The following is a 20,172-nucleotide window of genomic DNA, read 5'->3' as shown; positions in this document are numbered from 1 at the left end:
TTATGAAACTGAATTTCTCTTTGTACCGCTACAATCCGGATGTCGACCAAAAGCCGTACATGAAAGACTACACGCTTGAGGTGGAAGAAGGATCAGACATGATGCTTCTGGATGCATTGATCCTTCTGAAGGAGCAAGACCCTAGCATTGCATTCCGTCGTTCATGCCGCGAAGGGGTATGTGGCTCTGATGGCCTAAACATGAATGGTAAGAATGGTCTAGCGTGTATTACACCGTTATCTGCACTACAAGGTGACAAGATTGTCATTCGACCTTTACCGGGCCTACCAGTAGTGCGTGATCTTATCGTTGACATGACACAGTTCTACGATAACTATGCGAAAGTTAAGCCTTTCTTGATTGATGATGGTGCTCTACCTCCATCTCGCGAGAACTTACAATCGCCAGATGAGCGTGCGCATTTAGATGGATTGTACGAATGTATTATGTGTGCATGTTGTACAACTTCTTGTCCATCATTCTGGTGGAACCCAGATAAATTTATCGGCCCTGCTGGTCTTCTAGCAGCTTACCGTTGGCTAATTGATAGCCGAGATACGGCAACTGATGAACGTTTGTCCGATCTTGATGATGCATTTAGCGTTTTTCGTTGCCATGGCATCATGAATTGTGTAAGTGTTTGTCCTAAGGGGCTAAATCCAACGAAAGCCATCGGTCACATCAAGTCGATGCTGGTGAATCGTTCGATTTAATTAACAACAAAAATTGCCGACCCAAATGGGTCGGCTCTTAATAGCTCGGCGCAGACCGAAGCAAACGTGAAAACTACTGGTTAAGGGAAAATATGCACAACGGCGTGATGAAGGCATGGCTCGAGTCTTCACACTTGGCTGGCGCCAATGCAACGTATGTAGAGGACCTCTACGAACTGTATCTAAGTGACCCCGATCTGGTAAGTGAGGAGTGGAAACGCGTATTTGATGAGCTGCCTAAAAGCTCAGAAGAAGTGGCTGAACAGCCGCATTCGCGTGTCCGTGACTACTTCCGACGACTCGCTCAAGAAACAAAGCATTACAGTGTCCAAGTTAGTGATCCAGATGTCGACGCTAAGCAAGTAAAAGTTCTCCAGCTTATCAACGCATACCGCTTCCGCGGTCATGAAGCTGCAGAGCTTGATCCTCTAGGTCTATGGCAACGTCCACCTGTGGCGGAGCTAGACCCTGCATTCCACAATCTCACCGAAGATGACTTCGAAGAAACTTTCAACGTAGGTTCTTTTGCCATTGGGCAAGAAACCATGCAGTTGAAAGACATCTACTCAGCACTAAAGAAAACCTACTGTGGTTCTATTGGTGCAGAATACATGCACATGACAGATACAGAGCAAAAGCGTTGGATTCAGCAACGTTTAGAGTCTGTGGTTGGTCAGCCATCTTTCGATAAAGACGAAAAACGTACATTCCTTGAGGAGCTTACGGCTGCTGAAGGTCTCGAGCGTTACTTGGGTGCTAAGTTCCCAGGAGCAAAACGTTTCTCGTTAGAAGGTGGTGATGCACTGATTCCGATGACAAAAGAACTGATTCGTCATGCAGGTACTAGCGGCATGCGTGAAGTGGTCATCGGTATGGCTCACCGTGGACGTTTGAACATGTTGGTCAACGTTCTTGGTAAGAAGCCACAAGATTTGTTTGATGAGTTTGCGGGTAAGCATGATGAAACATGGGGTACGGGCGATGTTAAGTACCACCAAGGTTTCTCGGCAGACTTTGCAACGCCAGGTGGTGATGTTCACCTAGCGCTCGCATTTAACCCATCTCACCTTGAGATTGTAAACCCAGTAGTTATCGGTTCAGTTCGTGCACGTCAAGATCGCCTTGGTGACTTTGATGGTAGCCGCGTACTACCAATCACTATTCACGGTGACTCTGCGATTGCGGGTCAGGGTGTTGTAGCTGAGACGTTCAACATGTCTCTTGCTCGTGGTTTCTGCGTCGGCGGTACAGTGCGTATTGTTGTGAACAACCAAGTTGGTTTCACAACCTCTAACCCTCGTGATACGCGTTCTACCATGTACTGTACTGATATCGCTAAGATGGTACAGGCTCCGATTTTCCACGTTAACGCTGACGATCCAGAAGCGGTTGCTTTCGTAACGCGTATTGCATTGGATTACCGTAACGAGTTCAAACGTGATGTTGTGATTGATTTGGTTTGTTACCGTCGTCATGGTCACAATGAAGCGGATGAGCCAAATGCGACTCAGCCGTTGATGTACCAAAAAATCAAGAAACACCCAACGCCACGTAAGCTATACGCTGATGTGTTGATTGATAAAAATGAATCGGACATCGAAGTAGCAACTCAGCTTGTAAACGAGTACCGCGACGCACTTGATAAAGGTGAAGTTGTGGTGAAAGAGTGGCGTCCAATGGCTCTTCATTCAGTAGACTGGTCTCCATACCTAGGTCATGACTGGGATGTTGAGTGGGACAACAAGTTCGATTCAACTCGCTTGAAAGAGCTTGGTCAACGCCTAATCCAATACCCAGACAGCCATAAGCTACAAAGCCGTGTAAACAAGCTATACAACGACCGCTCTGCAATGATCAGCGGTGAGAAGCCTCTTGACTGGGGTATGGCTGAAACACTGGCGTACGCAACCCTAGTTGATGATGGTAAGCGTATTCGTATCTCTGGTCAGGACTCAGGTCGTGGTACTTTCTTCCACCGCCACTCTGTTCTGCATAACCAAAATGATGCGAGTACTTACATCCCGCTAGCGAATATTCATGACAAACAAGGGCCATTCCAAGTGTTTGACTCAGTGTTGTCAGAAGAAGCGGTATTGGCATTTGAGTACGGTTATGCAACTGCAGAGCCAAGCGGCTTGACTATTTGGGAAGCTCAGTTTGGTGACTTCGCAAACGGCGCGCAAGTTGTGATTGACCAATTTATCTCGTCAGGTGAGCAAAAGTGGGCTCGTCTGTGTGGCCTAACTATGCTGTTGCCACACGGTTATGAAGGCCAAGGTCCAGAGCACTCATCAGCGCGTCTAGAGCGTTACTTACAATTGTGTGCTGAACAAAACATGCAAGTTGTAGTGCCATCTACACCTGCGCAGGTTTACCACATGATCCGTCGTCAGGTGGTGCGTCCTATGCGTCGTCCACTGATTGTTATGTCACCTAAGTCGCTACTGCGTCATCCACTTTGTACGTCTTCATTAGAAGAGCTTTCTGAAGGCACATTCCAGCCAGCGATCCCAGAGATTGATAATCTGGAGCCAAGCAAAGTGAAACGTGTTGTGTTCTGTTCAGGTAAGGTTTATTTCGACCTTCTAGAACAGCGTCGCAATAACGAACAAGATGATGTTGCTATTGTGCGTATCGAGCAACTGTACCCATTCCCTCTGGATGAAGTACAAGCGGCGATTGCGCAATACACGAATGTTGAAGATTTCGTTTGGTGTCAGGAAGAGCCTCAAAACCAGGGCGCTTGGTACTGTAGCCAACACAACTTCCGTGCTGCTATTCCAGCAGGTGCAGATCTTAAATACGCAGGTCGCCCAGCTTCTGCTTCGCCAGCAGTAGGCTACATGTCGGTGCACTTGAAACAACAAAAAGCGTTGGTTGAAGACGCTCTGAACGTGAACTCAAAAACTTCGAATTAAGAACTAGAAGTTAAAGGAAGAAACAGATATGACAATTGAAATTCTGGTTCCAGATTTACCTGAATCAGTTGCTGACGCAACCGTAGCGACATGGCACAAACAACCAGGCGACGTAGTCGAGCGTGATGAAGTTCTGGTTGATATCGAAACCGATAAAGTAGTGCTTGAAGTACCTGCTCCGGAAGCCGGCGTTTTAGAAGCCATTATTGAAGAAGAAGGTGCAACAGTACTTTCTAAGCAGTTGATCGCGAAGCTTAAGCCTGGTGCTGTAGCGGGTGAGCCAACAACCGATTCAACCGAAGACAAAGAAGCGTCTCCTGATAAGCGTCATAAAGCAGCGCTGACAGAAGAAAGCAACGATGCGCTAAGTCCAGCGGTTCGTCGTCTTCTAGCTGAACACGGCCTAGAAGCAAGCCAGGTGAAAGGCTCTGGTGTTGGCGGTCGCATAACTCGCGAAGATATCGAAGCTCACCTTGCAAGCGCAAAAGCTGCGCCAAAAGCAGAAGCTCCAGCAGCAGTTGAAGCACCTGCAGCCGCACGTAGCCAAAAACGTGTTCCTATGACGCGTCTACGCAAGACAGTAGCAAACCGTCTTCTAGAAGCGAAAAACAACACGGCAATGCTAACTACGTTTAACGAAGTAAACATGAAGCCAATCATGGATCTTCGTAAGCAGTACAAAGACCAGTTCGAAGAGCGCCACGGTATTCGTCTAGGCTTCATGTCTTTCTACGTGAAAGCTGTAACAGAAGCACTGAAGCGTTACCCAGAAGTGAATGCATCTATCGATGGTGATGACATTGTTTACCACAACTACTTCGATATCAGCATGGCGGTTTCTACGCCACGTGGTCTAGTGACGCCAGTACTTAAAGACTGTGACACGCTAGGTTTTGCAGATGTTGAAAAGGGCATTAAAGAGTTAGCAATTAAAGGTCGTGATGGCAAGCTAACCGTTGATGAGCTAATGGGTGGCAACTTCACTATCACTAACGGTGGTGTATTTGGTTCATTGATGTCTACTCCAATTATCAACCCACCACAATCAGCAATCTTGGGTATGCACAAAATCCAAGAGCGCCCAATGGCGGTTGATGGCAAAGTAGAAATCTTGCCAATGATGTACCTAGCACTATCTTACGACCACCGTTTGATCGATGGCCGTGAGTCAGTGGGCTTCCTAGTAACCATTAAAGAGCTACTAGAAGACCCAGCGCGTCTGCTATTAGACGTTTAATATCGCTAAAACGTCGAGTTGTCCCTGATAGCTCGACGTCTACAGCATCCAAGGCTAGACTGGCTCAGCGTCTGGCCTTCACTTGAACTGCCCCCGATATATCTATAAGCAGTTGATTTGAGAAGACCCTACAGACGTACCGCATCAAGCGGCGTTATGGAAATAATAAATCCCTTAAGGGATAAACAAACGGAATATCAAAATGAATTTGCATGAATACCAAGCCAAACAGCTGTTTGCAGAATTCGGTTTGCCTGTACCGGAAGGCTACGCATGTGATACGCCACAAGAAGCTTTTGAAGCTGCGGGTCGCATCACTACTGAAAAGAAAGTTGTAAAGTGTCAGGTTCACGCTGGTGGCCGCGGTAAAGCGGGCGGTGTTGAGCTACACGATACAAAAGACGGCGTAAAAGAATTCGCACAAAAATGGCTAGGTAAGAACTTGGTTACTTACCAAACAGACGCAAATGGTCAGCCTGTTACTAAAATCCTTGTGGAAGAAGCGTCTAACATCGCTAACGAACTTTACCTTGGTGCGGTTGTAGACCGCGCGACTCGTAAGATCGTTTTCATGGCTTCTACTGAAGGTGGTGTGGAAATCGAAAAAGTTGCGGAAGAAACGCCGGAGCTAATCCACAAAGCAGCAATCGATCCACTAGTAGGCCCTCAGGCTTACCAAGGTCGCGAGCTAGCATTCAAACTTGGTCTTGAAGGTGACCAAATCAAACAATTCGTTAAGATCTTTATGGGTCTTGGCACTATGTTCTCTCAGTACGACCTAGCGCTACTAGAGATCAACCCGTTGGTTATTACTGGTGAAGGCAACCTGCTATGTCTTGACGGTAAGATCAACATCGACTCAAACGCGCTATACCGTCAGCCTAAGCTTCGTGAAATGCACGATCCTTCACAAGAAGACGAGCGTGAAGCACACGCAGCTCAGTGGGAACTGAACTACGTAGCACTAGACGGTAACGTTGGCTGTATGGTTAACGGCGCAGGTCTAGCGATGGGCACAATGGACATCGTAAACCTACACGGCGGCAAGCCAGCTAACTTCCTAGACGTAGGTGGCGGCGCAACCAAAGAACGTGTAGCAGAAGCATTCAAGATCATCCTATCTGATGACAACGTGAAAGCCGTTCTAGTAAACATCTTCGGCGGCATCGTACGTTGTGACATGATCGCTGAAGGCATCATCGGTGCAGTGAAAGAAGTTGGTGTAACGGTACCTGTTGTTGTTCGTCTAGAAGGTACTAACGCAGACCTAGGTCGCGAAGTTCTTGCTAATTCTGATGTTGATATCATTGCTGCTGAGTCGCTAACAGATGCTGCTCAGAAAGTTGTTGCTGCTGCGGAGGCTAAATAATGTCTGTACTAATTAACAAAGACACTAAAGTAATCTGTCAGGGCTTCACTGGTGGTCAAGGTACTTTCCACTCAGAGCAGGCAATTGCTTACGGTACACAAATGGTTGGTGGTGTATCTCCAGGTAAAGGTGGTCAAACTCACCTTGGTCTTCCTGTATTCAACACGGTTCGTGAAGCAGTAGAAGTGACTGGCGCAACAGCAACAGTTATCTACGTTCCAGCACCATTCTGTAAAGATGCAATCCTAGAAGCGATCGACGCAGGCATCGAGCTTATCGTAACGATCACTGAAGGCATTCCAACAACAGATATGATCGACGTTAAAGTGAAGCTAGAAGAAACTGGTGTTCGCATGATCGGTCCTAACTGTCCGGGTGTTATCACGCCTGATGAGTGTAAGATCGGTATCATGCCTGGTCACATCCACAAGAAAGGTAAAGTGGGCATCGTGTCTCGCTCAGGTACTCTAACGTACGAAGCGGTTAAGCAAACGACAGACGAAGGCTTTGGTCAGTCAACGTGTGTTGGTATCGGTGGCGACCCAATCCCAGGTTCAAACTTCATCGACATCCTGAAACTTTTCCAAGAAGATCCAGAAACTGAAGCAATCGTAATGATTGGTGAAATCGGTGGTACTGCGGAAGAAGAAGCGGCGGCTTACATCAAAGAAAACGTAACGAAGCCAGTGGTTTCTTACATTGCTGGTGTTACCGCTCCTCCAGGTAAACGTATGGGTCACGCAGGTGCAATCATCTCAGGTGGTAAAGGTACTGCAGAAGACAAATTCGCAGCACTAGAAGCGGCTGGCGTTAAGACTGTGAAATCTCTAGCTGAGATTGGTAAAGGTCTACGTGAAGTGACAGGTTGGTAATCATCCAAACCATTGTATAAGCATTAAAAAGCCTGCGATTTCGCAGGCTTTTCTTTTTCTGTTTCACAATGGTTTGTGTTTAATCTTTAACGCGATTTAGCGATTTAGCGATTTAGTTATTTCGTTACTAGGCTTTGCGTTTAATCAGCTGGCTAAGCATAAACAGGAATGTCGCGCTAATCACAACTGAAGGGCCTGCTGGTGTATCGAAATGCCACGACAGGCTTAGGCCCATCATTACCGCGATAGAGCCAATAATTGAGGCAAACAAGGCCATCTGCTCCGGTGAAGACGACACTTTACGTGCAGTTGCGGCTGGGATAATCAATAGAGAAGTCATGATTAGAGCACCCACAAACTTCATCCCTACAGCGATAACCACACCGACCATAAGCATTAGCACTAAGCGCACTAAATCGGTATTCACACCCTCTACGGCAGCTAGCTCTTCACTTACAGTGCTTGATAAAAGCGGTCGCCAGAATGCATACAGACAAGCACTGACACCGATCACTCCAGCGTAGATGAACATAAGATCCTGTGGTGAAACTGCAAGCAAATCACCAAACAGGTAGCTCATCAAATCCACGCGAACGTTCTCTAGGAAACTGACCGACACCAAGCCAATCGATAAGGCGCTGTGTGCCAGAATACCTAGCAGCGTGTCGGTAGCGACAAGCTGTTGTTTTTGCAAAGTAACCAATAGTACAGCAAGTGCTAAGCAACAAACCAACAATGCAAGGTAAAGGTTTATGTTGAGCAAGAAGCCTAGTGCCAAGCCCATTAACGAGGCATGGGCGAGCGTATCGCCAAAGTAAGCCATTTTTCGCCAAACCACGAAAGAACCAAGTGGGCCAGCAATGATTGCGATACCGATACCGGCCAAAATTGAAGGCAATAAAAACTCAATCATGATGGTGGTGTCCGTGAGAGTGGTTAGAACATGATGTCGCGTCCCCCGTCACTGGAGAGCCTGCTAAGTCGTGGTGATGATGGTCGTGGTCATGGTGATAGAATGCCAATGACTCACGAGTCGCATTACCAAACAGTGCGATATAAGACGGGTGCTGAGTGATGGTCGCCGGTGAGCCAGAGCAGCATACGTGATGATGCAAGCAGATCACATCATCGGTCTTAGCCATGACCAAATGTAGATCATGCGATACCATAAACACGCCACAATCGAAGCGATGGCGAATGCTCTCAATCAGATCGTATAAGTCGATTTGACCTTGAACATCAACACCTTGAGCTGGTTCATCAAGCACGAGCAATTCAGGACGTTGAAGTAGGGCGCGAGCAAGCAGCACACGTTGATTCTCACCACCAGAAAGACGGTGCATGTTACTTTTGATGAGGTGTTCAGCGCCAACAAGACGCAACGCGTCGAGGCATTCCTGCTTGCTATACTTGCCAGCAAGGTTTAGGAAGCGAATGACATTCAATGGAAGAGAATCGTTGAGTTTCAGCTTCTGGGGTACATAACCAATTTTCAGCTTACGCTGCTTGGTTAATTTACCACTGGTTGGTTTTTGGAGACCTAGAATGACTTTAACTAACGTCGATTTTCCCGCTCCGTTGGGACCAATTAGGGTAGTGATCTTGCCCTTTTCTAATTCCATTGTGACATTGTCGAGAACTCTGCGTTCGTCAAACTCGACGCACAGTTGCTCAAGACGGACTAGTGAAGACATGAATGAAACTCATTTGCAAATTGTTAATGTTATAATGTAACATCATCTCACTTTCCACGCTATACCCCAAGTAAAACTATGAAAAGAGCTATAATTCTTGCTGTTTCAGCAATGTTAACCTTACCTGCTCATGCGGTAACCGTGTTGACTAGTATTAAACCTATTCAAATGATCACAACCGAGCTGACGGAAGGCGTTACGAAGCCAGACGTTCTGCTACAAAACAATGCTTCGCCACACGATTACGCTTTGCGTCCATCGGATGTGAAGAAGGTAGCTGCTGCCGACCTTGTGATTTGGTACGGCCATGACCTTGAACCTTTCCTAGAGAAAGTGGTGACGGATAAAGGTAACACGCTAACCGTTAGCGAAATTCCGGGCCTATCGTTACGTGCATTTAGTGGTGAGCATGACCACCATGATGGTCACGATCACGGCACACACGATCCACATTTCTGGTTGGGTGTTGAAACCGTAAAACAAGTTGCCAACGCTATCGCTCACAAACTTGCAGAAATCGATCCTACGAATGCAGACACTTACGCAGCAAACTTGAAGAAGTTTGAAGCGGAGTTAAAAGCTACGGATGCGGAGATTAAGCAACAACTGACACCAGTGCAAGACAAAGGTTATTTTGTTTTCCACGATGCTTACGGCTATTTTGAATCACGTTACAACCTAAATCAACTCGGGCACTTTACGGTTTCTCCAGATCGTAAACCGGGAGCAAAAACATTGATTCATATCCGTAAAACATTGGGCTCGGGTGATGTCGCTTGTGTGTTCTCAGAACCACAATTCACCCCAGCAGTGGTTGAAAGTGTAATGCGTGGCAGCGATGTCAATGCTGGCGTTCTTGACCCATTGGGTAGCAGTGTTGATGTGAAATCAGGCAGTTACTTTGTATTCTTGAAAGGAATTTCAAACAGCTTTAGTCAGTGTTTGAGCGAAAAGTAACGATTGTGTTGTTGTTCTCTACTCTGAACACGTGTTTAACGTGATCTGGCAGTAAGAATTACAAACCTTTGGCGCAGTGAGTCTTTTCTATCAATGGAATTGAGATATCATTATCAATAATTAGCGGCTCAAAATAACCATATACGTACTCAGCTATGGAAGGCATGAGTAAACCATGAGTCGCACGTATTGATACATGTAAGGATTTTATCTTGCTGCGCCAACTAGCCCTATTTTTTGGGGCTTTTATCCTCTCATTTCAAGCGTTTGCTTCAAGTGAAGCGAATGCGATCTTCTACCCTTTGCCAAATCAGGTTAAGGGCACTTTTATTGCGGCGAAAAAATTGTTTCCTGGTGAGCATGGTGGGCTTTGGATCCATGATGTTCATGGCCGAGTACTGTTCTACAATGGGCAGACAACCTTGCCTAAATCAGGAAGTTTTCTGCAAACAAAAGCCGAGCAACTGGCCTACCATAAAGGCTCATTCTGGACGTTTGTCGAAAATGAAGTGTACCGAACTTATCCTAACCAAGAGCGTCGCTTGGTTTTTAGCCTCAATCCTGGTTCGCAGATTCGAAAGATTGGTTCATCGGGTAACTTTATTTGGGTGAGCGATGGCGCGCACTTCTATACCTACAATATTGAAACCAGCGAACTGAACTCTTTCTCTTTGCTTCAGCTCTATCAGCACAGCAACAACAGTTACGTCTATATTAATGACGCTATTTTTGTAGAGACAAAATGGGCATTAGCGACCACGTCAGGCGTTTATTTATCTGAAGGAAGTAAATTCAACCACGTGGTTTCTTCTGGTAAGCACTACATTGAAAAAGTGTATTATTCCCATACAAGGCGAGAGATTTTAGTTGGCACGCTCAAAGGGGCGCTCATCTTCAATATCTATGAACCAAATAAACCGGTTATAAGAATCGGTGCTTCGCATGTGCTGACTTTTGCGGAAACCAACCAAGAATACTGGGTAGGAACGGAGCAGGGGCTCTACTTGTATTCTTTCTTGAGTGGAGAGGTGACTCAAGTAACACCAGCAAGCTTCCTTGAGTTGGAATTAGCGAGCACTAAAATCTACTCGTTATTGAACGACAATATGGGTGGTATGTGGATAGCAACCAACCAAGGTATTCGCTATTACTCATTATTCAGTAAAAAGTTTGAGCGAATTACCTTCAGTAGCTATGACCAACAAACACTGACCGGACGTATACGACAAACGTTAACAGGGCCGGATGGCGCATTATGGTTTGCTGACGACCACAAGTTGTATCGTTCAGGAAGTTCAGAGATTACTGAAGTCTTACATCTACCATCCCAGATAAATGAATTTGCTTTTCAAGGTGAAAAACTCTGGATAGCCACGTCTTCCGGTTTAGAGATTTACAACCTAAATAACTTACAGCGTGTGACGTTTCCATACCTTCGTGTCATTGCTGGAAGGGAAATTGATCATATCGTCTCTGATGGAACCGACCGACTTTGGGTTTCCAGCGGCTATCAACTATTTAATATCGATGCTGCGAATCAACAGATGAGAAACTTTGGCAGCAATTGGTTAGTCAGTCAGTTTTTGCCTGCGAAAATCACCCGTTTATATGACAAAAAAGATTTGCTTTTGATTGGTACTGACCACGGCGTCTATGAATACGATGGTGAGCGAATTCGGTTTAACCGCTTCTCAGAAAAGTACGGTGAGTCACTCGATATCATTACCGCGATTGATGGTTCTCATTGGTTTGCTTCTGCTTATGGTGTTTTCAAAACGGTACCGGGTAGCGATGCAAAAGAAGTGATGGAAATGAGCGTATCAAACTCTCGCCCGGCCTGTTTACTTAGTGACTCAGAGGGTGTGTGGCTTGCTTCATCAGTGGGGCTCAGCTATTACCATCTCTCAGGGCAGTTGATGAAGCATTATTCTTCAGCATCCGGCCTCATTAATAATGAATTTCTTCCGGGTGTTTGTAATGTTATTCGTCGCTCAGAAGATAGTGACCGCCAACTTATCTTTGGCTCTCAATATGGTTTAGTCAAAGCTGATTCGTCAAAGTTACTCGTATCCAACACGCCAGAATCCCAACTGATCGTTAGTCAAGTCATGCTGGAAAATGAGGTGGTTCAAGTTGGTAGTGCTGACCTAGAAAGTATGAAGCTACCTTATGGCTCTTCGTTAAGCTTTCTTTTTGGGGTGATGCCGAAACCAGATAACCAAAACCTCTATTATCGCTTGAACGAGAGCGACCAGTGGCAATCGCTTGAAGGTGGTCAATTAACACTAGAACACCTCAACTCAGGTGATTATCACTTGCAGGTAAGTAATGATTCGCAGCTCGCGTCTGGCTTAATCGGTTTGGAATCAAAATTCACGGTATTAAAACCTTGGTATTTGTCCAAGCTGGCGATCTCTGGATTTACTTTGGTTACCATCGCCATTATCGCTCTTTTGATGTATTGGCGCTCACGGTATGTGTTGCAAGCGAACCGTGACTTGGCAGCACAAGTGACGTTAAAAACCAACCAGCTTCGCCATCAAAGTCGAGTTTTATTGACCAGTAACCAGCAACTAAGAAAGCAGATTCAAGTGAGAAACTTGCTGGTGGACCATGTTGCACAATCAATTAAGTCGAGCGTTGACTCGATAGCGCATAAGTTACCTGTTGATTTAGATTCAGTGACTCAAGATCATCTATCGAAAACGTACTGGCAGTTAAACGAACTAAAGAGCTCTCCGGGAGATACGAGTAACGGAAGTCAAAACTATAACCTGAGTCAGATAACGCAATCTGTTGTGGATGTTTGGCGTGAGGACTTTTCTAAAGCCGGTATCAGTGTTGAGCTGCAAGACAATCACAAAGCAAGCCGTATTTCATTAGAAAGCTTTAACCTTGATGTCATATTCAACAGTATTTTCGCCAATATCATCAAACGCTCTTTCCGAGGACAGTCGGTTAAATTGATATTGGACGAGGCTAATGACATCGTCTCATTGAGTTTTATTGACTACGGAACGCAATTACCAAGTAAAGCGGCAGTAATGCGCCCAACCAATGCCAGTAATGTAGATTTGAGTATGGATAACTTACCTCAACTTGTTGCCGCAAGTGGAGGGCATTTGTCTATGTTTGCTTCTGATGCTCAAAATAAAATAGAGATTACTTGGCCATGTGCTCAAGAACCGAGCCATGTTGAAGAAGTATTGCCCGAGTTTACGGAAGTTGAACCACAGCAGCAAACTACCTCACCAGAGCAAGAGTGGTTGATGAAAGTTTACCAACTGGTTGCTGAGCATTATCACGATCCGGAGTTTGGTACGGCATCTGCTGCGAAGATGCTTTATATGTCTGAGCGAAGCCTACAGCGGCGCTTTAAGTCGGCTTCGTCAAGAACGCTAAAAGACTACGTGACAGAAGTAAGATTAGAAACAGCCTGTGAACAGCTACTAGCAGGAGAGAAAATCAGTGAGGTTGCGTTTAACTGTGGTTTTAATGACCCATCGTACTTTAGTCAGAAGTTTAAGTTGCACTTTGGCTTGCCTCCTTCTAAGTTTGCCATGACTCAAGATAGTCAGACGAGCCTTTAGCTCTTAATTTGACATTAGCTAGCCCAGCCTTAGTGCTGGGCTTTTTCATGCCTGTGAGACGAACGGTGTCGTAAATAACGTCATATAGATATTGGACAGAAGGGCATGACATTTAAGCTTGCAGGATAAGGGATAAGGGATAAGGGATAAGGGATAAGGGATAAGGGATAAGGGATAAGGGATAAGGGATAAGGCGCACAAACCATCTAATGAAGAACAAGTGCAGTAAAACGGTTATGAAAAATGGTGATAGATAATTGGGCTTTGTTTGAGAAGAAGGTTGAGAAACTAGAAGGAGTTAATTGAGAGCGAATCAAGAAAGAGAAGAAAAAAATATCGTGGTATAGCCGGGGGGACTATACCACGGGTGTCAATGACACCTTCGCTTGCTGCCGGAGTGACATGTTGCCATGCCACCTCTGGAATTCTTTTGAGAGGCTGTTGTCTCTCGATGGGTTAACTATACGAGACCTCACTTATTTTTCTTATAAAAATAACGACAGCTTTATGTGAGAAAAGCGACAAGTTGTATTTTTGTTCATAACTAACTGTATTTAATGTATTTTTTACTGTTGCTAGGTTTAAATGTTACGTTTGTGTTAATCCGCATTTGCCTGAAAATATTCGATTTTGACGAAAATGACGTGAGATTAATTAACGGAGTTGACGTTTCATTTCGCCAAAAGCATTAATGAAATCTTTGATTTCACACAATGAATGAGAGGGTATAGAAGGGTAACATTAGCGCCCTAAACTATTAATAATAATATTTATCATTTGCACTACTCTTAAGGGCCACTATGAAACTATCAGAAATCAAACCTGGCGAAACAGTGACAATTCGGTTGTTAGAAGGACTTACATCGGACGTAAGAAAAAAGCTAATGGTTATGGGGCTACTTCCTAATACTGAAGTTAAAGTTATTCGACGTGCACCAATGGGAGACCCACTGCAAGTTGAAGTTCGTGGTGTTTCTGTTGCACTAAGAGTGGCCATTGCACAGAACATTGAAGTGGAGCGAGCATAATGCAATACCAAATTCTTACTGTTGGTAACCCAAACAGTGGTAAAACGACACTTTTTAATGGCCTTACTGGTGCAAAACAACAAGTCGGCAACTGGGCTGGTGTAACGGTTGAAAAGAAAACTGGCCAGTTCAAACACGCTGGCGATGAATTTCTGCTGACAGACCTTCCGGGTATCTACTCTCTAGATAGTGGTAATGACAGTAATAGTATCGATGAGTCTATCGCGTCTCGTGCGGTTCTGACGCACCCTGCTGATCTGATCATCAACGTAGTCGATGCAACAAGTCTTGAACGTAGCTTATATATGACACTGCAGCTGCGCGAGCTTGGTCGTCCTATGATTGTTGTATTAAACAAAATGGACGCACTTAAGCGTGAACGCCAAATCATCAATGTTGCAGAACTCGAAAAAACGTTGGGTTGCCCGGTAGTTAGCCTGTCAGCGACAAACAAAGAACAAGTAGCCGAATTTAAAGAGAAGTTGCACAAGTCTGTGGTTCAAGGTGTCGCGTTAAAAGAAGTCGCTTTGAATTACGGCGAACAAATGGAAGCGGCGATCGGCAAAGTTTCGGCTCTTTTCAATGATCAAACCGTTTCTCACCGAGCATTGGCGATTCGCGCACTAGAAAAAGATGCACTGGTTCTTAACAGCATGTCGGATACAGAGCGCAATAGTGTTGAAAATACGATTGCCGAGCTAGATCTTGATGTTGACCTTCATGTGGCTGACACCAAATACACACATCTTCATGAAGAGTGTAAGAAAGTACGTCGTAGCGAAGGCAAGCTAAGCCGCAGCGTGACTGAAAAACTAGACCAATTCATTTTGAACAAGTGGGTGGGCATCCCATTCTTCTTTGTTGTGATGTACCTAATGTTCATGTTCTCTATAAACATTGGTAGTGCGTTCATCGACTTCTTCGATATCGGTGTTGGTGCTCTGTTGGTTGATGGTGGTCACCACTTGTTAGACGGTCATTTGCCTGTGTGGTTAGTGACGGTTCTTGCTGATGGTATCGGTGGTGGTATCCAGACGGTTGCAACCTTCATTCCGGTTATCGCGTGTTTGTACCTGTTCCTAGCGGTACTTGAGAGCTCAGGTTACATGGCTCGTGCAGCATTCGTACTAGATAAAGTGATGCAGAAGATCGGTCTACCGGGCAAAGCATTTGTACCGTTGGTTCTTGGTTTTGGCTGTAACGTTCCGTCAATCATGGCAACTCGTACTCTAGACCAAGAACGTGAGCGTAAACTAGCTGCCTCTATGGCGCCATTTATGTCATGCGGTGCTCGTCTGCCTGTATACGCACTATTCGCTGCGGCATTCTTCCCTGGTTCTGGTCAGAATATTGTATTCGCACTTTACTTACTTGGTATTGTGGCAGCGATCTTCACAGGTCTTTTCCTTAAGCATACGCTTTACCCAGGTAGCAGTGACAGTCTAGTAATGGAAATGCCTGATTACGAGCTTCCGACGCTACAAAACGTGGTGATCAAAACTTGGCAAAAGCTAAAGCGCTTTGTACTTGGTGCAGGTAAAACCATCGTTATCGTTGTTGCTATTCTGAGTTTCTTCAACTCATTGGGTACTGATGGCAGTTTTGGTAACGAAGACAGCGAAAACTCTGTGCTTTCTAAAGCAGCGCAAGTAGTGACTCCAGTATTCTCACCAATCGGTGTTCAAGAAGACAACTGGCCAGCGACGGTAGGTATCATTACTGGTATCTTCGCAAAAGAGGCGGTAGTTGGTACGCTGAACAGTCTATACACTACGCCAAGCGACGGTGAAGACGCAGAATTTGATCTAATGGGCAGCCTAGAAGAGGCAGTAATGAGTATCCCAGAAAATCTAGCCGGTTTGAGCTACTCAGATCCACTAGGTATTGAAGTGGGTGACTTAACTGACTCAAATGCAGTTGCAGAAGAACAAGAAGTCGATGCTTCTATCTTCGGTAACATCAAATCGCAGTTTGCTTCTGGCAATGCCGCATTTGCTTACCTAATCTTTATCCTACTGTACACACCTTGTGTGGCGGCGATGGGTGCTTACGTACGTGAGTTTGGTCATAAGTTCGCACGTTTTATCGCGGTTTGGACAATGGGCTTGGCTTACCTATGTGCGACGTTCTACAACCAATTGACGCATTTCGCAGATAGCCCGGTAACAAGTGGCATTTGGATGGCAGTGATCGTAGCTATCTTCTTTGGCACATACCGTGTGTTCAAACGAGTTGGTAAGAAGCAAAACGGTGCATTAGAGGCGCAAGTAGCATGATTTTAAAAGAGCTTTATCAATACATTGCAGACAAAGGAACCGTCTCCCAGTCAGATCTGGCTAAGCAGTTTGGGATGAGTGAAGATGGTGCCGACGCGATGTTAAGCGTGTGGATTAAGAAGGGTAAAATTAGCCGCTTAGTTGACACCAATAAAGCTCATGACGTGACTCGAGTTCGCTACTCAGTGACTAAACAAGATGGTTTGTCTCTGACAGTCACCATGTAGCGATTATCAAAATTAGTCATCTAAAAATTATCACGTAAAAACGACAAAGCCGCATCAGCAATGATGCGGCTTTTTTCAACTTATAAGCTCAGATTTTGCAAAGTTTCCCTGTTAAGCTTTTTGGAAAATAGAGCTCAGTGACAGCACATTTTTAATGCGACCAAGTAATTCGTTTTGCTCTTCTTCTGTACGGAATTCACCTTTGGTGTTACCCCAAACTGGTCCCGGCCATGCTACGTCATCTTTGAAGCGAGCAATATGGTGAATGTGCAGCTGCGGCACCATGTTACCTAGTGCGCCTAGGTTTAACTTGTCTGGACGGAATGTTGCTTCCAGTGCTTGGCTTACTGCCTGAGACTCTAGCAAAAACTGTTGCTGTTCTTTCATCGGCAAGTGGTGAAGCTCTTTTAGGTTTGCACGTTTTGGTACCAAGATAACCCATGGCACTGCATTGTCTTTATGTAGAAGTGCTACGCACAGTGGGAAGTGACCGATAACGGTGGTGTCTTTTGCCAATTGAGGGTGCAGTTCAAAACTCATTATATTATCCGATTTGAATTGAATGACATCAGTATACGCCAGATAAAACAAAAGGTTGACGCTTTCACGCCAACCTTTCGAAATCATCTCGATTCTCGATTCTCGATTCTCGATTCTCGATTCTCGATTCTCGATTCGCTTACATACGCTCTAGAGTATCAATACCTAGTAGAGACAGACCTTGCTTGATGGTCTTCGCTGTTAGCGCTGCTAGTTTCAGACGGCTTTGTTTCACTGCTTCGTCTTCAGCAACTAGGATAGGGCATGCTTCGTAGAAGCTAGAGAACTGACCTGCTAGTTCGAATAGGTAGCTACACATGATGTGTGGTTGACCTTCGCGAGCAACAGATTGAACCGCTTCTTCGAACTGCATAAGTTTTGCGATAAGCGCTTTTTCTTTCTCGTCAGTGATCTTAATTTCACCTTGTAGATCATCCATAGAAACGCCAGCTTTAGCGAATACAGATGCTACGCGAGTGTAAGCGTATTGCATGTACGGTGCAGTGTTACCTTCGAACGCTAGCATGTTGTCCCAATCGAACACGTAGTCCGTAGTACGGTGCTTAGAAAGGTCTGCGTATTTAACCGCTGCCATTGCAACTGTGTTTGCGATCGCTTTCTTCTCGTCTTCTGCTAGTTCTGGGTTCTTAGATTCGATCAGCTGTGCTGCACGAACTTCTGCTTCATCAAGAAGATCAGCAAGACGAACTGTACCGCCTGCACGAGTCTTGAATGGCTTACCATCTTTACCTAGCATCATACCAAACGCATGGTGTTCAAGAGATACTGACTCTGGCACATAACCCGCTTTACGAACGATAGTCCAAGCTTGCATTAGGTGTTGGTGTTGACGAGAGTCGATGAAGTAAAGTACGCGGTCTGCGCCTAGTTCTTCGTAACGGTATTTCGCACATGCGATGTCCGTTGTTGTGTATAGGAAGCCGCCGTCGCGTTTCTGAACGATAACGCCCATCGCTTCGCCGTCTTTGTTCTTGAATTCTTCAAGGAACACAACTTGCGCGCCGTCATCTTCAACCGCAAGACCTTGTGCTTTAAGGTCTGCTACGATCTTAGGTAGCATGTCGTTGTACATGCTCTCGCCCATTACGTCATCACGAGATAGAGATACGTTTAGGCGATCGTAGTTGCGTTGGTTTTGGATCATAGTTACGTCAACCAGCTTCTTCCACATTTCTGCGCAGAACTCGTCGCCGCTTTGCAGTTTCACAACGTAGTTACGTGCTTTCACTGCGAATTCTTCGTCTTCATCGTACAGTTTCTTAGACTCACGGTAGAAGCCTTCAAGGTCAGCCAGTTCCATAGAAACTTCGCCAGACTCTTGCTGTACACGCTCAAGGTTTGCGATAAGCATACCGAACTGAGTACCCCAGTCGCCGATGTGGTTCGCACGGATCACTTTGTGACCTAGGAACTCAAGAGTACGTACTACCGCATCACCGATGATGGTTGAACGTAGGTGACCAACGTGCATTTCTTTAGCAACGTTTGGTGCAGAGTAGTCAGCTACGATAGTTTGAGCTTCATCTGCTGCAACGCCAAGACGTGAGTCAGCCAATGCTGCTTCCGCTTGTTTTGCTAGGAACTCTTCGCTTAGGAAAATGTTGATGAAACCTGGACCTGCGATTTCTGTCTTGCTCGCAATACCGTCTAGGTCTAGAACATCCAGTACTTTCTGTGCAAATTCTCGTGGGTTAGTACCCAGTTTTTTAGCAACGCCCATTACGCCGTTTGCTTGGTAGTCACCAAATTGTGGCTTTGCTGATTGGCGTACTGCCGCAGGACTGCCTGCAGGTGCGCCAGCGGCTTCTAGAGCCTGAGATACTTTGTCATTAATAAGTGCTTGGATATTCACACGCGTTTCCTTCAATTCAAGGACGAAGAACTCGGCGAAGTAAGTGCCGAGTTCTGTTGGAGTTCACAAAAATGGGGCTAATGATAACAACTTTATTGCTTTTCATACAGAGAGGAATTGGGGAAATTTATACTTTTTCGATTGAATGGAAATGTGGCTTGGTTTGCGTTTACTATTGCGCTCAGAGTAATGAGATAAATCGCCCCATGAGAGAGCCACAATGACGACTCAACTAGTTGAAAAACGCCTAGCGCCTGAATTGATGATCCAAGATCTGGATGCATTTATGGCGAAGATTGAAGAGCTTGCATCCCTGTTAAAACTGGATCTGAGCTTTGCTCAAGCTGACCATATTGCGTTACGTATTAATGATATTGAAACCGCGAAAGCTGCGCATGAGGCTTGGAATCAATATGGCAAAGTGATTTCACAAGCGAAAATCAACGGTCGCCCAATTATTGTTATCGAATTCGACAAAGCGTTGGAAAGCCGTGGTTGGAAGATTGAGTGTCTGGAGCTGCCATACCCTGCGGAAGGCAAAATCTACCCAACTGAAAGCTGGGAACATGTGGAGTTCGTGATTCCATCTCATGCCGAAACCGCAGATGAGTTTCTTGCTGATTTGAAACACACTTACCCAGCGTTTGGCGCGCGTTTTGACGAGTTGGAAGAGCTAGGTGTGAAGATCAAACTGTCAAGCCCGAAAGGGGAAGGCGAACGCTTGAACAACCCAACCGTGGCGTTTAAATATCAAGGCATTTGTATCAAGCTACATCCACATTCACTCAAGCGTATTGTGGAGTCTGAGCAGGCTTAACTTGCTTTACGTCGTGCGCTGTTAGTCAGAGGGGTCACTTAAACTCACAGTGTGCGGATAT

15 protein-coding genes are annotated in these 20,172 nt (G+C 45.5%); 11 read left to right on the top strand and 4 right to left on the bottom strand.

Going from position 1 to position 20,172, the window contains the following annotated elements; genetic code table 11:
* The first annotated feature begins 2 nt into the window (after nucleotides 1–2).
* From VCHENC03_RS06185 to sucD, 5 genes are all read left to right on the top strand, one after another.
* The gene (locus VCHENC03_RS06185; RefSeq protein WP_009707208.1) at nucleotides 3–713 is read left to right on the top strand and encodes a succinate dehydrogenase iron-sulfur subunit; all 711 of its coding nucleotides are present in this window, start codon (nucleotides 3–5) and stop codon (nucleotides 711–713) included.
* A 92-nt stretch (nucleotides 714–805) separates the two neighbouring features.
* Complete coding sequence (gene sucA, locus VCHENC03_RS06190) at nucleotides 806–3,631, top strand: 2-oxoglutarate dehydrogenase E1 component (RefSeq protein ID WP_009707207.1); 2,826 nt, start codon at nucleotides 806–808, stop codon at nucleotides 3,629–3,631.
* 28 nt (nucleotides 3,632–3,659) lie between these two features.
* On the top strand, nucleotides 3,660–4,868 hold the full coding sequence (odhB, locus tag VCHENC03_RS06195) for a 2-oxoglutarate dehydrogenase complex dihydrolipoyllysine-residue succinyltransferase (RefSeq protein ID WP_005436986.1): 1,209 nt from the start codon (nucleotides 3,660–3,662) through the stop codon (nucleotides 4,866–4,868).
* A 202-nt stretch (nucleotides 4,869–5,070) separates the two neighbouring features.
* Nucleotides 5,071–6,237 carry an ADP-forming succinate--CoA ligase subunit beta gene (sucC, locus tag VCHENC03_RS06200; RefSeq protein WP_005426700.1) on the top strand — a complete coding sequence of 389 codons (1,167 nt, stop codon included), beginning with the start codon at nucleotides 5,071–5,073 and terminating at the stop codon, nucleotides 6,235–6,237.
* Nucleotides 6,237–7,109 (top strand): succinate--CoA ligase subunit alpha, encoded by an 873-nt coding sequence (gene sucD / locus VCHENC03_RS06205; protein WP_005436989.1) that lies wholly within the window; start codon nucleotides 6,237–6,239, stop codon nucleotides 7,107–7,109. The genes sucC and sucD overlap by 1 nt, the downstream gene beginning before the upstream one ends.
* 127 nt (nucleotides 7,110–7,236) lie before the next feature.
* Here the strand turns inward: sucD and znuB are convergent, their stop codons facing one another.
* On the bottom strand, nucleotides 7,237–8,022 hold the full coding sequence (gene znuB, locus VCHENC03_RS06210; RefSeq protein ID WP_009707206.1) for a zinc ABC transporter permease subunit ZnuB: 786 nt from the start codon (nucleotides 8,020–8,022) through the stop codon (nucleotides 7,237–7,239).
* The gene (znuC, locus tag VCHENC03_RS06215; RefSeq protein WP_005436991.1) at nucleotides 8,015–8,803 is read right to left on the bottom strand and encodes a zinc ABC transporter ATP-binding protein ZnuC; all 789 of its coding nucleotides are present in this window, start codon (nucleotides 8,801–8,803) and stop codon (nucleotides 8,015–8,017) included. The genes znuB and znuC overlap by 8 nt, the downstream gene beginning before the upstream one ends.
* Before the next feature lie 78 nt (nucleotides 8,804–8,881).
* Here znuC and znuA point away from each other — a divergent pair, with 78 nt between their 5' ends.
* The 5 genes from znuA (at nucleotide 8,882) to VCHENC03_RS06235 (ending at nucleotide 16,881) form a co-directional block, all read left to right on the top strand.
* Nucleotides 8,882–9,760, top strand: a complete 879-nt coding sequence (znuA, locus tag VCHENC03_RS06220; RefSeq protein WP_032802955.1) for a zinc ABC transporter substrate-binding protein ZnuA — start codon at nucleotides 8,882–8,884, stop codon at nucleotides 9,758–9,760.
* A 212-nt stretch (nucleotides 9,761–9,972) separates the two neighbouring features.
* Nucleotides 9,973–13,350 carry an AraC family transcriptional regulator gene (locus tag VCHENC03_RS06225; protein ID WP_009707204.1) on the top strand — a complete coding sequence of 1,126 codons (3,378 nt, stop codon included), beginning with the start codon at nucleotides 9,973–9,975 and terminating at the stop codon, nucleotides 13,348–13,350.
* An 800-nt stretch (nucleotides 13,351–14,150) separates the two neighbouring features.
* Entirely contained in the window at nucleotides 14,151–14,378 is a 228-nt protein-coding gene (locus VCHENC03_RS0126145) for a FeoA family protein (protein WP_032802953.1), read from the top strand.
* The gene (gene feoB / locus VCHENC03_RS06230; protein WP_009707202.1) at nucleotides 14,378–16,654 is read left to right on the top strand and encodes a Fe(2+) transporter permease subunit FeoB; all 2,277 of its coding nucleotides are present in this window, start codon (nucleotides 14,378–14,380) and stop codon (nucleotides 16,652–16,654) included. Before VCHENC03_RS0126145 ends, feoB begins: the two co-directional genes overlap by 1 nt.
* Nucleotides 16,651–16,881 (top strand): FeoC-like transcriptional regulator, encoded by a 231-nt coding sequence (locus VCHENC03_RS06235; RefSeq protein ID WP_005426709.1) that lies wholly within the window; start codon nucleotides 16,651–16,653, stop codon nucleotides 16,879–16,881. The genes feoB and VCHENC03_RS06235 overlap by 4 nt, the downstream gene beginning before the upstream one ends.
* A gap of 111 nt (nucleotides 16,882–16,992) precedes the next feature.
* On the opposite strand, the gene VCHENC03_RS06240 is transcribed toward VCHENC03_RS06235, so the two are convergent.
* Together VCHENC03_RS06240 and argS are read right to left on the bottom strand one after the other, a co-directional pair.
* Complete coding sequence (locus VCHENC03_RS06240) at nucleotides 16,993–17,421, bottom strand: HIT family protein (RefSeq protein ID WP_005446436.1); 429 nt, start codon at nucleotides 17,419–17,421, stop codon at nucleotides 16,993–16,995.
* Between the two features lie 139 nt (nucleotides 17,422–17,560).
* The gene (gene argS / locus VCHENC03_RS06245; RefSeq protein WP_005446437.1) at nucleotides 17,561–19,294 is read right to left on the bottom strand and encodes an arginine--tRNA ligase; all 1,734 of its coding nucleotides are present in this window, start codon (nucleotides 19,292–19,294) and stop codon (nucleotides 17,561–17,563) included.
* Nucleotides 19,295–19,514: 220 nt separating this feature from the next.
* Between argS and VCHENC03_RS06250 the strand changes: the two genes are divergently transcribed.
* The gene (locus VCHENC03_RS06250) at nucleotides 19,515–20,111 is read left to right on the top strand and encodes a VOC family protein (protein WP_009707201.1); all 597 of its coding nucleotides are present in this window, start codon (nucleotides 19,515–19,517) and stop codon (nucleotides 20,109–20,111) included.
* Nucleotides 20,112–20,172: the final 61 nt, after the last annotated feature.

The sequence above is a fragment of the Vibrio sp. HENC-03 genome (assembly GCF_000305755.2).
Taxonomy (GTDB): domain Bacteria; phylum Pseudomonadota; class Gammaproteobacteria; order Enterobacterales; family Vibrionaceae; genus Vibrio; species Vibrio owensii.
Note: the sequence above shows the minus strand (reverse complement) of the source record. Positions and strands in the feature narration are given on the sequence as shown.